Here is a 15,278-nt window from a genome sequence, read left to right as displayed (position 1 = left end):
TTGTTCGGGCCGCAGCGGGTGCCGGCGCTGCATGGCGCAAGGCAGCCCGTGGCTACAATCCGCCGCAGTATATAACCCCCCGCGGCTTGCAAAGGCGCGGTTTTCGCGCGATGCCCCACGGCCTGCCCCTGTTCTTTCGACGCCTGCGCGCCCTGCTGGCGGCCACGCTTTTGCTGGCCGTTTCGCAGGCCTGGGCCGACGCCTATTCGGAGGTCCGGCAGCTCGTGTCCGCCGGCCAGCTCGAGCAGGCCCTGGGCCGTGCCGACCAGTACCTGGCCGGCCAGCCGCGCGATCCGCAGATGCGTTTCCTGCGCGGCGTGATCCTCACGCAGAGCGGCCGCACGCCGGAGGCCATCGGCGCCTTCGAACGCCTGACCCAGGACTACCCCGAGTTGCCCGAGCCGTACAACAACCTTGCCGTCCTCTATGCCCAGCAGAACGAGCTGGACAAGGCGCGCACCGCGCTCGAGATGGCCGTGCGCACCAACCCCGGCTATGCCGTGGCGCATGAGAACCTGGGCGATATCTACGTGCGCATGGCCGGGCAGTCCTACGGACGTGCGGCGCAGGTCGATCCGGCAGCGGCGGCCACGGTCGCGCCCAAGCTCGCGCTCGTGCGGGAACTGCTGGAGCCGCGCAAGGCTCCTTCCCGCAGGCCCGCGGCACCGCCGCGCAACTAGGCCCCCCACGCCGGGCCCTGCCCGGTGTACCCTGCCGGGCGGTCCCACCCGCGCGGCCTGCCAAGCACAGCAAGAAGCATCAAGGAGTCTTCCGCCATGAACCGATCGCCGCACGGGCTGAACCGCCGCGCCGCCACCGTCCTGCTGGCCGCGGCCGCGGCCCTGTCGCCCTGGGCCGCGCAAGCGCAGGGCACACCCGAAGCCCCGCGCGTGAAGCTGGAGACCAGCGCCGGCGACATCGTCATCGAGCTGTATCCGGACAAGGCGCCCAAGACGGTGGCCAACTTCCTGCAGTACGTGCGCGACAAGCACTACGAGGGAACCATCTTCCACCGCGTCATCGACAGCTTCATGATCCAGGGTGGCGGCTACGACACCCGCTACAACGAGAAGCCCACGCGCGCTCCGTTGCGCCACGAAGGACGCGAGGCCCTGGCCGCGGGCGGCCCGCGCAACGTGGTGGGCACCGTGGCCATGGCCCGCACCAGCGACCCGCATTCGGCCTCGGCGCAGTTCTTCATCAATACCAAGGACAACGCCTTCCTCGACCCCACGCTCATTCCGCCCGGCGACCCGGTGCCGAAGTTCGAATTCCAGGGCCGCGTGTACGAGAACGTGCCGCGCGCCTCGCTCGAGCGCTCGCCGCAGCTGTTCGGCTACACCGTCTTCGGCAAGGTGGTCAGCGGCATGGACGTGGTCAAGAAGATCGAATCCGTCAAGACCGGCGCGGGCGGGCCCTTCCCGTCCGACGTTCCCAGAACCCCGGTGGTCATCAAGTCGGCCACCCTGATCAAGGAGTAATCACCATGCCCCAGCACAAAGTCGAACTGCACATCACCGATTACGGCGTCGTCACGCTCGAACTCGACGGCGACAAGGCACCCAAGACGGTCGCCAACTTCCTGAGCTACGTGAAGAAGGGCCACTACGACGGCACCATCTTCCACCGCGTCATTCCCGGCTTCATGGTCCAGGGCGGCGGCTTCACGGCCGGCATGGAGCAAAAGCCCACCGACGCCACGATCGAGAACGAGGCGAACAACGGCCTGAAGAACGACAAGTACACCGTGGCCATGGCCCGCACCCAGGCCCCGCACTCGGCCTCGGCGCAGTTCTTCATCAACGTGGCCGACAACGCCTTCCTCAATCACACCGCGCCCAGCGCCCAGGGCTGGGGCTATGCCGTCTTCGGCCGCGTGGTCTCGGGCACCGAGGTGGTGGACCGCATCGCCGGCGTGAAGACCGGCCGGCGTGGCTTCCACGACGACGTGCCCAAGGACGACGTCCTCATCGCCAAGGCCGTCGAGGCCTGAGCAAGCGAGGCAGCGTGGACGCGGCCGCCCCTGCCCCCATCGCCGAACTGGAGGCATCCGGGGACTGGGGGGCCGTCGACTTCATCTCCGACCTGCACCTGCAGGCGCAGGTGCCCACCACCTTCGAGGCCCTGGACGAGTACCTGGCGCACACGCCGGCGCAGGCGGTCTTCGTGCTCGGCGACCTGTTCGAGGCCTGGGTCGGTGACGACGCCGCGGCCGAGCCCGGCTACGAGGCCGACTGCGCCGCCCTGCTCGCCTCGGCGGCCCGGCGCCGGCCGCTCTTCTTCATGGCCGGCAACCGCGACTTCCTGGTCGGGCAGGACCTGGCCAGGCTTTGCGGCATCGGCCTGCTGCACGATCCCACCGTGCTCGTCTTCGGCGGCCATCGCTGGCTGCTCTCGCACGGCGACGCGCTGTGTACCGGCGACGCGGCATACCAGCAGTACCGCGCGCAGGTGCGCGACCCCGCGTGGATGGCGCAGTTCCTGCGCAAGCCCCTCGCGCAGCGCCACGCCATGGCCCGGCAGATGCGCGACGCCAGCCGCGACCACCAGCGCGGCCTTCCCGCCTATGCCGACGTGGACGCCGCGAGCGCGCGCGATGCGCTGCGCGCGGCGCGCGCGGACACCTTGATCCACGGCCACACGCACCGGCCCGGCGAGCACGCGCTGGGCGAGGGGCTGCGCCGCATCGTCCTGAGCGACTGGGACCTGCAGGCCAGCCCACCGCGTGCCCAGGTGCTGCGCCTGTCACGCGGCGGCGGCCTGGACCGCATCGACCTGCGCTGATGTTCGGCTGGCTGCGCCGGCGGCTGCCCCCGCCCCAGATCCCCGAGTCGCTGTGGCGCGGCGTTCTGCGCGACTACCCCTTCCTGGCCGCGCGTTCCCCGGCCGAGCGCGAGCGCCTGCGCGAGATGAGCGCGCGCTTCCTGCAGGACAAGGAGTTCAACGGCGTACACGGCCTGGAGATCACCGACGAGACCGCCCTGGCCATCGCTGCCCAGGCCGTGCTGCCGGTGCTGCACCTGGGCCTGTCCTGGTACGACGACTTCGTGGGCATCGTGGTCCACCCCGGCGAGGCGCTCGCCCGCCGCACGGCCACCGACGAAGCGGGCGTGGTGCACCAGTACGACGAGGTCCTGGCCGGCGAAGCCATGGACCGCGGGCCGGTGATGCTGTCCTGGTCCGACGTGAAGGCCGGCGGGCGCCTGGCGCACGAGGGCTACAACCTCGTCATCCACGAGTTCGCCCACAAGCTGGACCTGCGCGACGGCGCGGCCGACGGCTGCCCTCCCCTGCGTTCCGCCCACGGCCGGCAGGCCTGGCTCACGGTGCTGCGGGAGGACTACGACCGATTCCGTGAACAGGTGGTGATGGCCGAACGCTTCGGCGCCGAGGCGCCCTGGCTCAACGCGTATGGCGCCACGGACCACGGCGAGTTCTTCGCCGTGGCCTGCGAGGCCTACTTCGTCAACCGCGAACGCTTCGCGCGCGAGTTTCCCCGGCTGCTCGCGCTGTTCGACGGCTTCTTCCAGCCGGCGGCGTGAACCCCTCGGGCGACCCGATGGTCGCCCCGAGGTTCCCGCTTCAGCCGCGCAGCAGCACCTTCAGCACGTTCTGCAGCCGCCGCGCCACGTTCGGCTGGTGCGCCGAGGCGAACACGCGGGCCGCGTCCTGGCCCCAGGTCTGGGCGGGCGACGGGTCGTTGCGCCGCGTGAGCAGCTGCAGCTGGAACGCACGGCGGGCGTCGAGGTGCTCGGCGGGCGTGGGGACCTCGGCCGCGATCTCCAGGCGCAGCAGGGCCTCGGAAGCGTCACCGGACGGCCCCGACTGCAGGGCCTGGACCCAGCTGCCGCGCACCGCGGGGCTGACGGCCCGACCCAGCTCGCTCTGGCTGGGCACCTGGTCCGGCGCACGCTGTTCCCAGGCGCCCAGCAGCTGGCCCAGGGCCTCGCCGTGCGCCTGCGCGGCCAGCTTGCGCAAGGCCTGCTGGGCATGGTCCAGCGCATCGCGCTGGGCGCGAAAGGCCACGTCGCCCAGGCGCGGCCCGCGGTCCTCGGCCGCGCGGTCGCCGAAGCGGCCGCCCCGGCCGGCGTCCCGGCCGCCATCACGGCCAAAGCCGGCGCCGCGCTCGCCCGGCCGCCCTGCCCCGGGGCCACCCGGCTTGCGGTCCCCGAAGCGGCCGCCCCGGCCGGGCTGCGCCGGCTCGTCGCGCTTCATGCCCGGGCGGTCGTCCCCGCGCCGGGCCACCACGGGCTTGGGCGCCGGCTTGGGCGGCGGGGGCGCGGCCGCGGTGTCGCCCTCGGTGCCCTCGGTGCCCTCCGCGGGCGCAGCGTCGGAATCGGTCGCGGCGTCGGCGGCAGGCGCCCCCTCCGGCGCGGACGCCGGGGCGGCGGCAGCGGCCTGGGCCCGCTCGGCCGCCTGGCCCTTCAGTGCCGCATCCAGGGCCGCCATGGCGGTGCGGATCTTCTGCGCGTCGCCGCTGGCGTTGGCGGCTTCCAGGGCCTTGGAGCACTCCAGCACGGCGCGGTCGCGCTCGCTCAGCGAGGCGGCCGCGCGTTCGCGCTCCTCGCTCTTGCGGTTGAATGCGTCGTCGATGGGCTTGCGGAAGGCCTCCCAGAGCTTCTGCTCCTGCTTGCGCTCCAGCGGAACCGCCTGCGCCTCGGCCTGCCAGCGCTGCTGCAGCGACCTGACCGCATCGATGCGCAGGGCCGGCTGCGCGCCCAGCGCCTTGGCCTCCTCGATCATGGCGTGCCGGCGCTCCAGGCTCTGCTTCTGCACGCCGGCCAGCGGCGCCTCGGCGGCGGCCAGGGCCTCCTTCCACTGCGGCTGGAGTTCGGCGAAGGCTTTCTCGCTCAGGTGCCCGGCCTCGCGCCAGCGCGACTCGAACTGGTGGAGGGCGCGCGCGAAGGCCTTCCAGTCGGCCTGGGCACCGCCCTCGTTGCCGGCCGCCCAGGCCCGCAGCTCCTCGATGAGCGCGAGGCGGCGCGCGCGGTGCTCGGCGGACTCGGTCTTGACCTTCTCCAGCCAGGCCTCGACCACCTTGTAGGCCTCGTTGCAGGCGTGGTCGAAACGCTTCCACAGCGCGTGGTTGGGTGCACCGCCCTGGTCCAGCTTCTTCCACTGGTCGCGCAGGCTGCGCAGTTCCTCCTGCATGCGGCGACCACCGTAGCGGGGCTTGCGCTCCACGGCGGCCGGTGCGGCACGCCCGCCCCGGGCCTTGCGGGCAGGAGCGGCCTCGGAGCCGGCGCCGGATGCCGGTGCGGCAGCGGCTTCGCTCGCCGGTGTGGCGGCCTGCGCAGCGGCGTCGGTATCGGCTTCGCCGGCGGTTTCGGCTTCCGGCGCGGAGGCGGCTTCGGCTTCCGGCGCGGAGGCGGCTTCGGCTTCCGGCGAGGCGGCCTCTGCAACGGGCTCCTGCTCGGGGGCGGCCTGTGCGATGGGCTGCTGCTCAGGCGCGGGCGCGGCGACTTCTTCGGTCCGCGCGGCCTCGTCCGGGCCGGGCATTTCGCCTGCGACCGCAGTCGGCACCTCGCTGCTGGCGGGAGTCTCGTCTTTGGACGGCGCCTGCGTCGCCTCGCCAGCCCGTGAGGCCGGCGCACCCCGGACCGGCACCGACTCGAACAGGTTCTCCGCCTTGGCGACCAGTTCCTGGCGCAGCTGGTCCGTGCGCCAGCGCTGCCAGCCTTCCATCTCGCCGGCGGCGGCGAGCGCGGCGTGCGCCTCGCTCTCCAGCTTGTCGTCGACCAGGCGGCCATGCTCCTTGAGCGCGGTGCGCAGGGCGGCGGCGGCGTCGGTGCTCGCCTTGCCGTGGCCTTCGGTCACTTCCTTCTGCAGGCGGGCCAGGGCCGCGGACACGGCCTCGTTGGCGTGCGCGCGCGCCTGCGGATCGACCTTGGGCTTGCCGGGCTTGGCGGGCGGCGCCTCGGGCGGCAGGCCCCGGGCAGCGCGGACCTCGTCGGCCCACACGGGCACGGGCGGCAGCGGCGCAGCAGGATCGGCGTCGGCGGCGGCCGTCTGGGACAGCGCCGTCTGGAAGGCTTCCCAGACCAGCTGGAGCTGGCTGCGCGAGGCGTCCAGCAAGGGCGGAAAGCGGGCATCCACGCTCACCCAGCCGGGGTCCTGCACCAGCGCGTCGGCCTGGGACTGCCAGTCGGGCACGTCCACGCGCAGGGCCTCGGCGGCAGCCTGTGCATCGCGCCAGGGCTTGGTGGACAGGACTTCGATGCGCTGCGCGAGCAGCACGGCCGCTTCGCGCTGGACCTGCACGCGGTGCTGGAGGTCCTCGATGCCGCGGATGCGCTCGGCCAGTTGCGCCTTGAGGCCCGCCAGCGGCTCGCGGCTCAGGGGCGCACCGGCCTTGGCGGCGTCGCGCTGCCAGGCCATGGCGTCGGCGATGTTGAGCTTGGGCTGGGCCAGCAGGCCCTCGGCCTTGGCGCTCCATTCGGCGGCGATGGCCTCCTGGCCCTTGGCGCGCTTGATCTCGTCGAGCCGCTCGCGCACCACGCGCGCCGCGCCCTTGTCACGGCTGCTGAGTTCGCGGAACACCAGCTGCATCTGCTCGGCTTCGGGCTCGGAGGCCAGCCATTCGCGCAGGCGGGACGCGCGCTCGCCGGAGGTCGGCGCGGTGAAGGCCCCTCCGGTCAATGCGTCGAGCGCCTGGATGTCGTGGGGTTTGAGCGTGGCTTGATTCACTGGCTTATCTCGGGTCGCTCGGACGGCGACCGCATGAAGGGCAAACCGCTATTCTCGCCGCGATTGCGCAGTGCTCCGCGCCGAAACGCAGCTCGGGGACATGAAGAAGGCCCGGTACGGCGGTGATGCCGAGCCGGGCCTTCGGAGCAGCGGGCGCCAAGCCCGGCTGCGGCGGCGCTGCGAAAGCATCTTGTTTCGCAGCGCACGGGAAGCAACGATTGCTTCCGGATGGTGCCGTTTCGCCTTCAGCGTCCCGGCGATGCCCGCATGACGCGGACGCAGCGGAATTTACGCCGGCGCCCCCGGACCACCTAATTCCGACAATCAATCGAGAAATGGCTTCCGATTGCCAGATCGCGATGACGCGCCCCTATCCCACGCGGCCAATCGGCGCCTGCTGACGTTTGCTTGCAATTTTTCACGGTATTTTGGGAACTTCCACGGTAAACCCGTATAACGATTTGGTCTTTTATGCTTGACCAGTTATTTTGCCCGTGCCTAGAATCCGCCGCCCTGGCCGAGCCAGGGTTCGCTCTTTCCGCTGCCGACCCCGGCGAGGTCTGAAGCGCCGCGCAGGAGGCAATGCATGCGCGCCCTTGCAGACCGCATCCCCATCAGAACGAGAAGACGCGCCGGCCAGGTGTCCGGCAGCGCCTTCCGCGTGAGAAAGGAAGTGCTATGACAGCGTCGAACGAGATTCTCAGCGGCCTGCGCGTGTTCGCATCGGACGTGGCCCAGGGATTCCTCGACATCACCCACAACGGCTTTGCCCTGCTCGGGCTGGCCACGGTCGTGGCCGCGCTCGCGCTGGGCGTGCGGCCCGACCTGCGCGAAACCGGCGAGACGCACCTGGCCGGCTGGCTGCAGGCGCGCAAGGCCGACGCCATGGGACTGGTGCCGGACCTCACCGGCATCCTGCGGGCCACCGCCGCCGACCCCGGCGAGCTGCCCAAGCAGCAGGCCGCCGTGGCTTTCTGGCTGAGCCGCAAGTACCGCGTCGCGCCGGAGCCGATCAGCGCGCTGGTGGCGGAGGCCTACCAGCTGGGCGTCAAGGCCAAGGTGGACCCCACGCTGATCCTGGCCGTGATGGCCATCGAATCGGGCTTCAATCCCTTCGCCCAGAGCCCCGTGGGCGCGCAGGGCCTCATGCAGGTCATGACCAAGGTCCACGGCGAGAAATACGACCTCTTCGGCGGCAAGCACGCCGCCTTCGACCCTGTCTCCAACCTGCGCGTGGGCGTGCGGGTGCTGCAGGAGTGCATCCAGCGCGCCGGCTCCGTCGAGGCCGGCCTGAAGTGGTACGTGGGCGCGGCCAACCTGCCGGACGACAACGGCTACGCCGAGAAGGTGCTGGCCGAGCACGAGCGCCTGCGCCAGGTGGCCGCCGGCCGCAACATCTCGCCCTTTGCCTCCCCGTCGCTGCGCACCCAGGTCCCGGCCCAGCCCGAGGCGCCGGGCCCCGAGCAGGCGCGCGTCGCCTCGCTCTCCTGAGGAAAACCCTGGGCTACACTCGCGCGGTACGCGACTGGCGATAGGCGCGGCGCCGGCGGCACACCCCGCGCCGGCGGCCACGGCCGACGTGGGTCACCACGGGGAAGCGTGCCACCGCACTGGCGGTGTTCAGCCGTTCGCCTGGGCAGCCCTTGTTCGTGAACAGGGAACACCGTCTCTCAGGACTGCCGCCATGTACGACCGCCACATCCTCATCGAGCAAACCGACCCCGAACTCTTCGCCGCGATCCAGGCCGAGAACCGCCGCCAGGAAGAGCACATCGAGCTGATCGCCAGCGAGAACTACGCCTCGCCCGCCGTGATGGCGGCCCAGGGCACGCAGCTGACCAACAAGTACGCCGAGGGCTACCCCGGCAAGCGCTACTACGGCGGCTGCGAGAACGTGGACATCGCCGAGCAGCTGGCGCTCTCGCGCCTGAAGCAGCTCTTCGGTGCCGAGGCCGCCAACGTGCAGCCGCACTCGGGCGCCCAGGCCAACGAGGCCGTGTTCCTCGCCTTCCTCAAGCCGGGCGACACCATCATGGGCATGAGCCTGGCCGAAGGCGGCCACCTGACCCACGGCATGGCGCTCAACATGAGCGGCAAGTGGTTCAACGTGGTCTCCTACGGCCTGAACGACAAGGAAGAGATCGACTACGACGCCATGGAACGCAAGGCGCGCGAGAGCCGGCCCAAGCTGATCATCGCGGGCGCCTCGGCCTATGCGCTGCGCATCGACTTCGAGCGCTTCGCCCGCGTGGCCCGCGAGGTCGGGGCGATCTTCATGGTGGACATGGCGCACTACGCCGGCCTCATCGCCGCGGGCGTCTATCCCAACCCGGTGCCGCACGCGGACGTGGTCACCTCCACCACGCACAAGAGCCTGCGCGGCCCGCGCGGCGGCATCATCCTCATGAAGCCGGAGCACGAGAAGGCCATCAACAGCGCCATCTTCCCCGGCCTGCAGGGCGGCCCGCTGATGCACGTCATCGCGGCCAAGGCGGTGGCCTTCAAGGAAGCCCTGGCGCCGGAGTTCAAGACCTACCAGCAGCAGGTGGTGAAGAACGCGCAGGTCGTGGCCGAGACGCTGGTGCAGCGCGGCCTTCGCATCGTGAGCGGCCGCACCGAAAGCCACGTGATGCTGGTGGACCTGCGGGCCAAGGGCATCACCGGCAAGGAAGCCGAGGCGGTGCTGGGCGAAGCCCACATGACCATCAACAAGAACGCCATCCCCAACGACCCGGAAAAGCCCATGGTCACCAGCGGCGTTCGCATCGGAACGCCCGCCATGACCACGCGCGGCTTCAAGGAAGAAGAGGCGCGCATCACCGCCAACCTCCTCGCCGACGTGCTGGACAATCCGCGCGATGCCGCCAACCTGCAGGCGGTGCGCGAGAAGGTCAACGCCCTCACGCGCCGCTTTCCGGTCTACCGCTGAGAAGCGCCTGAACCTGCCATGAAATGCCCCTTCTGCGGCAACGCCGAAACCCAGGTGGTCGAGACGCGTGTCGCCGAAGACGGCGAGTCGATCCGCCGGCGGCGCCAGTGCGCGCACTGCGAGAAGCGCTTCACCACCTACGAGCGGCCCGACGTGGCCTTCCCCGCCGTGGTGAAGAAGGACGGCCGGCGGGTCGAGTACGACCGCGGCCGGCTGCTGGGCTCCATGAAGCTCGCGCTGCGCAAGCGCCCGGTCAGCACCGAGCAGGTGGACCGGGCCGTCGAGCGCATCGAGGAGAAGCTCCTGAACATGGGCGTGCGGGAGATTGCGTCGTCCGCCGTCGGGGAGCTGGTGATGCGCGAGCTGAAGAAGCTGGACAAGGTTGCCTACGTGCGCTTTGCCAGCGTCTACCGCAGCTTCGAGGACGTGCGGGACTTCACGGCGTTGATCAAGACGGACATCTGAGGCCGCATCAGGCGGCGATTACGCAACCAAAAGCCTGATTTGTGTTGCCTTTCGGGTGACATTTCCCGCATAGTCGCGGGATGCCGCGCCCATCCTGGTCTGCCCGGCCCGCGGCCTTGCTGCGCGGGCTCACGCTCATCGAGCTCATGGTGGGCATCGCCATCCTCGTCGTGCTCGCCACGCTGGCCGCTCCATCCTTCCTGCGGCAGATCCATACGGCCCGCCTGTCCGCCGCCAGCAGCGATCTGATGGCCACCCTGGCCCGCGCGCGCGGCGAAGCCATCCGCCGCGGCCAGCGCATCACCGTCTGCCGCAGCCAGGACGGCAGCACCTGCAGCACCGACGCCGCCCAGCGCTGGGACACCGGCTGGCTCGTCTTCCAGGACACCAATGCCAACAGCGCCCTCGATACCGGCGAAGCGGTGCTGTCGCGCACGCCTGCGGCAGGCACGCAGCTTCTCGTGCGGGGCAACCTGGCCTTCCAGGACCGCATCTTCTTCCGGCCCAGCGGCGAAGCGTCCGGCAACGGCACGCTGCGCGTCTGCAGCACGGCCAGCTCCCTGCCGGACGCGGAGCGGGCGCGCGACCTGGTGGTCATCCGGACCGGCCGCGTGGTCCTCACCACGCCGGCGGCGGTCAGCAGTGCCTGCGAAGCCAAGTCATGAGCCACCGCTTACGTCCCGGGCCGCCCCTTCGCCGCGTGCGCGGCGTTTCCCTCATCGAAGTCATGGTGGCGGTGCTGATCCTGGCCTTCGCCCTGATCGGCCTGGCCGCCCTCCAGACCCGTGCGCTGCGCGCGAACGTCGGCGCGCTCCAGCGCAGCCAGGCCAGCATGATGAGCCAGTACCTGCTGGACGTGCTGCGGGTCGATCGTGACCAGGCACGCGCTGGCGCCTACGGGACCGGCAGCAACTTCGTCTGCCTGTCGGCCGGGCTCGCCAGCAGCCATGCCTTGGCCCAGGACAGCCTGCAGCAGTGGCTCGCCGACGTGAAGGCCGGACTGGGCTCGGCCGACGACACCAGCACCTGCGTGCGGGTGGCCTGCCAGGCCGACTACCTGTGCAGCGTGGAAATCCGCTGGGACGACAGCGCTGCGGGCGGCTCGGCCGAACAGGCCTTCCGGCTCGACTCGAGGATCTGATGGACGCCCACCTGCGTAGCGCTTTCGGCAAGCCCGCTCGGGCTCTGGCCCTCTCCCCCTCGACGGCGCGCCACCAGCGGCCCCGCAAAGCGGGTTCCGCGTCGGCCCGCGAACCGGCGCCTGCGTTTTCCCAGCGCGGCGTCGGCCTGGTGGAACTCATGGTGGCCCTGCTGCTGGGTCTGCTGGTGATCGGCGGCGTCCTGAGCATCTACCTGAGCAACCGCGTCGCCTACCGCGACACCGAGCAGCTCGCGCGCCTGCAGGAGAACGCGCGATTCGCCTTCGACCTGCTGATGCGGGAAGCGCGGGACACCGGCCTGTCCCCCTGCGGCTCGCCCCTGCGCGCCAACGTGCTGCGCACCGCCGGAAACCCCACCGTGGCCTGGTGGGCCGATACCGACGCCGGCTTCGTGCGCGGCTATGACGGCACCGAAGACAGCGCGCCCATCGTCGCCTTCGGCAACGCGGCGGCCCAGCGCGCGAGCGGCACCGACGCCGTGCTGCTGCTTCGCCCGGGCGGCGCCGAGACAGGCTACGGACGCATCGCGAGCCACGACGCGGCGGCGCCCGCCTTCACCCTGGCGGACAAGGGCGGCCTGGAAAGCGACGACCTGGTCCTGCTCTGCGACGCCTTCAGCGCGTCCCTGCTGCAGGTCGGTGCGCTCTCGGGCTCCGCCCTCGCCTACGGCGCCGCGCCCTACCTCAATTGCAGCACCAGCCTGGGAAGCCTCGCTGCGGGCTGCACGCAGGCCCAGGACAAGACCTTCGCCAGCGGCGCCCTGCTCGTGCGCTGGGACCCGGCCTTCTGGTACGTGGGCACGAACAGCCGGGGCGGCCGCTCGCTGTACCGCCGAGGACTCCAGAAGAGCAAGACCACCGCGCCCGCGACGATCGACGTTGTCCCTGAAGAAATCATCCCCGGCGTGGCCGACATGCAGATCGACTACCTCACCCGCGCCGCGAACGGCAGCGTGAGCGGCCCCTGGCGCACGGCCAAGGACTTCGCGGGCCTGTGGAACAACCCGGCCGCCGAAGTGATCGCGCTGCGCGTGCGGCTCACGCTGGCCAGCGACTCGGTCCTTGGCACGGATGGCAAGCCGCTGTCGCGACAGCTGGTGGCCGTCGCGGCGCTGCGCAACGCGGTGAAGTAAGCGATGCACAGCCCCGGTCCGATGATCGCCCCGCATGCCCTCACCGCCCGAAAGCGCCGCCGCGCCCAGCGCGGCATGGTGGTCATCGTGAGCCTGGTGCTGCTGGCGGTCATGCTGGTCCTGGGCCTGGCCAGCCTACGCCTCGTGCTGCACGAGGAGCGCATGGCCGGCCAGGCGCTCGACCGGGCCGCGACCTTCCAGGCTGCCGAGGCGGCCCTGCGGGACGTGGAACAGCGCCTGGAGCAGCTGCGCCCCACGCCCGCGCCCGCGGGGGGGCCCTGCACGGATGTGACGGGCGCCGGCCTGTCGGTGCGCGCCTGCCCTGCACCGGCAGACGGCAGCCTGCGCTGGAAGACCGCACCGGCGGCCGAGTGGTCCGATGCGCAGACCGTCGGCGCGGGGGCCCTGACCTTCACACCCCGGTACCTCGCCGAATACCTGGGCGGCGCTTTCCCCTGCGGCCCGAACCCGTCCGACCCGGCCACCTGCAAGCGCTATCGCATCACCGCGCGGGCGGGTGGCACCGACGGTCGGGCCGAAGTCGTCCTGGAGTCGATCTATGCGACCGAATGAGAGTCCTCGTCTGCCTGGCACACCGCCGAAGCGCCGATGCCCTTCACCGATGCGAAGCCTCCTGGCCATCGTCGCCGCAGCCCTGGCAACCACGGCCTGGGGCCTCACCATTCCGCCGGTGCCGCTGTCCGTGCAACAGTCGGCCCCGCCGCTGGTCATGCTGGTGTCGGGCAAGGACCACCGGCTGTTCTACGAGGCCTACAACGATGCGAGCGACATCGATGGGGATGGGACGCTGGACATCCGGTTCAAGCCGGGGATCACGTATCTGGGGCTGTTCAACCCCAACTACTGCTACACCTATGGGGTCCCGTCATTGCCGCAAGGCTTCACACCGACGAGGACTACCCCCGATGGCCGCTGCGTCGGTCAGTGGTCGGGGAACTGGCTCAACTACGTCACCACCAGCCGTATCGACGCACTGCGCGTCGTGCTGTACGGAGGCATGCGGGACGTTGACACCGAGACCCAAACCGTCCTGCGCCGCGCCTACATTCCCCAGGACGCGCATTCCTGGGCCAAGGAATACACAAGCGAGGCGGTCGACGCCTACCGCATCAGCGACTACACACCGGTTCCGCAGCCGAACGCGGGCAAGCGTCACTTCTTCGGCAACGTCACGCGCACGAACGGGGTGGACTGCAGTGTGCTCGCCAACTGCAGCAACCTGCCGCCCTGGCTTTCGGTCGTGGAAAACTCGACTAGCCGCGTGTGGAAGTGGGCATCTAGCGAGGCGCCAGTGCTCGCCGATGTGCAAAGGCTGGAAGAGAACCCGACCCCACGGCGAACGAACTACACCGTCCGCGTCTCCGTCTGCACCCCCGGCTTCACTCAAGGCTGCAAGCAATACCCCAGTGGCACCAACAAACCGACGGGGCTCCTGCACGAGTACGGCGAGTCGGGAGCCATGCAGTTCGGGCTCCTGACTGGCAGCTACGACAACAGCATGGCGGGCGGGCGGCTGCGCAAGGTGATCTCGTCTTTCACTGACGAAGTCAATGCCCGGACTGGTCAATTCACCGGTGCGACCGGCATCGTGCGCAGCTATGACGCACTGCGCATTCGTGACCACAACAACGGCATGACCAACCCTCGGTACCGCGGCCCGTTCCTCACGGACCGCGGTCCGCTTCCGGGCGAATTCCCCGATTGGGGTAATCCCGTGGGCGAGATGATGTATGAAGCCTTGCGCTACTTCGCGGGCAAGCGCCAGCCCACCTCAACCTACGCAGGCGGCGGCCGCGCCATGGACGACGCCGTCGGCCTTCCCGCTCCCGCATGGGACGACCCCTTCGACAAGATCAACAGCGCCGCCAAGGCGCCGCTGTGCGGGAAGCGTCGGCCCGAACTTTCTCCTCCGCGTCCAGCCAGGACATGGCCGGTCTAAAAGGATGGTTCGTGGACTTCTCACAGCCCGGCCTGAAGGGCGAGCGGATCGTCACCGAATCCCGCGTCGTCGACCTCGGCCTGCCCGTGCTCCTCGCGGCCTCCATGTACCCCGTCACCAATGACCCCTGCACCCCCGGCGGACGGGGCTTCCTGAACGTGCTGGACCCCTTCACTGGCGCCGGACTGGACACCGGCGTGCTCGACACGGACCGTGACGGATCGATGGACAACGATCGGATCGGCGCCCGCTTCATCGGCTCCGTCGACCTGGACGTGGGCGTACCGACCCAGCCACAGCTGATGCGCCGCCCCGACGGCGGCGCCACGATCCTGGTCGGCGGAAGTGGCGACAGCACCGGCACCCAGGGGCCGAGCATCGGGCAGGTGGACACCGGCCCCGGCGCGGCCAAGACCCTCAAGTTCAAAGGCCGCCTGGCCTGGCGCGAGGTGGTGAAGGAATGAGCTCCCAGCACACCCCGGCCGCACGCAGCCGCCCCACCCCCGCCCGCGGCTTCACCCTCATCGAACTCATGATCGCCGTCGCGATCGTCGGCCTCCTCGCCGCCATCGCCTACCCTGGCTACCAGTCGCACGTGCGCAAGAGCCGCCGCACGCTTGCGGCCGCCTGCCTGCAGGAAATCGCGCAGCAGATGGAGCGCCGCTACACCACGCAGATGACCTACCTGGGCAACACGCTGCCGCAGACGCGCTGCGTGACTGACCTGGCCGGCCACTACGAGCTGCGCTTCGCCACCGGCCAGCCCCAGGCCGCCACCTTCGTGCTCCAGGCCGAGCCGCAGGGGGCCCAGCAGCAGGACACCCCGTGCGGCACCCTGAGCCTGGACGAGTCCGGCGGGCGGGATCGCACGGGCGGTGCCGATGTAAAGTCCTGCTGGCCCTGAGCTTTGCACCCCACGACCTTGCCCCTTCCTCCTTCCGACCC

The 15,278-nt window shown here is 70.6% G+C and carries 16 protein-coding genes and 1 riboswitch; of the genes, 15 read left to right on the top strand and 1 reads right to left on the bottom strand.

Annotation, left to right across the window (positions count from 1 at the left end):
* Positions 1-110 precede the first annotated feature (110 nt).
* From EZ242_RS02650 to EZ242_RS02630, 5 genes are all read left to right on the top strand, one after another.
* Entirely contained in the window at positions 111-680 is a 570-nt protein-coding gene (locus tag EZ242_RS02650; protein ID WP_135283549.1) for a tetratricopeptide repeat protein, read from the top strand.
* 96 nt (positions 681-776) lie between these two features.
* Positions 777-1,481 carry a peptidylprolyl isomerase gene (locus EZ242_RS02645; protein ID WP_135283548.1) on the top strand — a complete coding sequence of 235 codons (705 nt, stop codon included), beginning with the start codon at positions 777-779 and terminating at the stop codon, positions 1,479-1,481.
* Positions 1,482-1,486: 5 nt separating this feature from the next.
* Positions 1,487-1,993 (top strand): peptidylprolyl isomerase, encoded by a 507-nt coding sequence (locus tag EZ242_RS02640; RefSeq protein ID WP_135283547.1) that lies wholly within the window; start codon positions 1,487-1,489, stop codon positions 1,991-1,993.
* Between the two features lie 14 nt (positions 1,994-2,007).
* Entirely contained in the window at positions 2,008-2,784 is a 777-nt protein-coding gene (locus tag EZ242_RS02635; protein ID WP_135283546.1) for a UDP-2,3-diacylglucosamine diphosphatase, read from the top strand.
* Positions 2,784-3,542 carry a M90 family metallopeptidase gene (locus tag EZ242_RS02630; protein ID WP_135283545.1) on the top strand — a complete coding sequence of 253 codons (759 nt, stop codon included), beginning with the start codon at positions 2,784-2,786 and terminating at the stop codon, positions 3,540-3,542. Before EZ242_RS02635 ends, EZ242_RS02630 begins: the two co-directional genes overlap by 1 nt.
* A 40-nt stretch (positions 3,543-3,582) precedes the next feature.
* Here EZ242_RS02630 and EZ242_RS02625 read toward each other — a convergent pair whose 3' ends face one another.
* Entirely contained in the window at positions 3,583-6,687 is a 3,105-nt protein-coding gene (locus EZ242_RS02625) for a DUF349 domain-containing protein (RefSeq protein WP_240786958.1), read from the bottom strand.
* A 678-nt stretch (positions 6,688-7,365) separates the two neighbouring features.
* On the opposite strand from EZ242_RS02625, the gene EZ242_RS02620 reads away from it, so the two are divergent.
* From EZ242_RS02620 to EZ242_RS02575, 10 genes are all read left to right on the top strand, one after another.
* Positions 7,366-8,178, top strand: coding sequence for a lytic transglycosylase domain-containing protein (locus EZ242_RS02620; protein WP_135283544.1), 813 nt, complete (start codon positions 7,366-7,368; stop codon positions 8,176-8,178).
* Between the two features lie 20 nt (positions 8,179-8,198).
* A riboswitch (ZMP/ZTP riboswitch) is annotated at positions 8,199-8,332 on the top strand.
* A gap of 39 nt (positions 8,333-8,371) precedes the next feature.
* Positions 8,372-9,616, top strand: a complete 1,245-nt coding sequence (gene glyA, locus EZ242_RS02615; RefSeq protein WP_135283543.1) for a serine hydroxymethyltransferase — start codon at positions 8,372-8,374, stop codon at positions 9,614-9,616.
* A gap of 18 nt (positions 9,617-9,634) precedes the next feature.
* Positions 9,635-10,081 (top strand): transcriptional regulator NrdR, encoded by a 447-nt coding sequence (nrdR, locus tag EZ242_RS02610; protein WP_135283542.1) that lies wholly within the window; start codon positions 9,635-9,637, stop codon positions 10,079-10,081.
* Between the two features lie 80 nt (positions 10,082-10,161).
* A complete protein-coding gene (locus EZ242_RS02605) occupies positions 10,162-10,746 on the top strand; it encodes a GspH/FimT family pseudopilin (protein ID WP_135283541.1) in 585 nt (194 codons plus the stop codon).
* Positions 10,743-11,222, top strand: coding sequence for a type IV pilus modification protein PilV (gene pilV, locus EZ242_RS02600; RefSeq protein WP_135283540.1), 480 nt, complete (start codon positions 10,743-10,745; stop codon positions 11,220-11,222). The genes EZ242_RS02605 and pilV overlap by 4 nt, the downstream gene beginning before the upstream one ends.
* Positions 11,222-12,373: a PilW family protein gene (locus tag EZ242_RS02595; protein ID WP_135283539.1), complete on the top strand. Its 1,152-nt coding sequence runs from the start codon at positions 11,222-11,224 to the stop codon at positions 12,371-12,373. Before pilV ends, EZ242_RS02595 begins: the two co-directional genes overlap by 1 nt.
* A 3-nt stretch (positions 12,374-12,376) precedes the next feature.
* Positions 12,377-12,946, top strand: a complete 570-nt coding sequence (locus EZ242_RS02590; protein ID WP_135283538.1) for a pilus assembly PilX family protein — start codon at positions 12,377-12,379, stop codon at positions 12,944-12,946.
* Between the two features lie 49 nt (positions 12,947-12,995).
* A complete protein-coding gene (locus EZ242_RS02585) occupies positions 12,996-14,333 on the top strand; it encodes a hypothetical protein (protein WP_135283537.1) in 1,338 nt (445 codons plus the stop codon).
* Between the two features lie 11 nt (positions 14,334-14,344).
* Entirely contained in the window at positions 14,345-14,797 is a 453-nt protein-coding gene (locus tag EZ242_RS02580; RefSeq protein ID WP_135283536.1) for a hypothetical protein, read from the top strand.
* Positions 14,794-15,237: a type IV pilin protein gene (locus tag EZ242_RS02575; protein ID WP_135283535.1), complete on the top strand. Its 444-nt coding sequence runs from the start codon at positions 14,794-14,796 to the stop codon at positions 15,235-15,237. Before EZ242_RS02580 ends, EZ242_RS02575 begins: the two co-directional genes overlap by 4 nt.
* Positions 15,238-15,278 lie beyond the last annotated feature (41 nt).

Origin of the sequence: Ramlibacter rhizophilus, assembly GCF_004681965.1 — a bacterium.
Taxonomy (GTDB): Bacteria; Pseudomonadota; Gammaproteobacteria; order Burkholderiales; family Burkholderiaceae_C; genus Ramlibacter; species Ramlibacter rhizophilus.
This window is presented reverse-complemented; position numbering and strand designations above follow the sequence as displayed.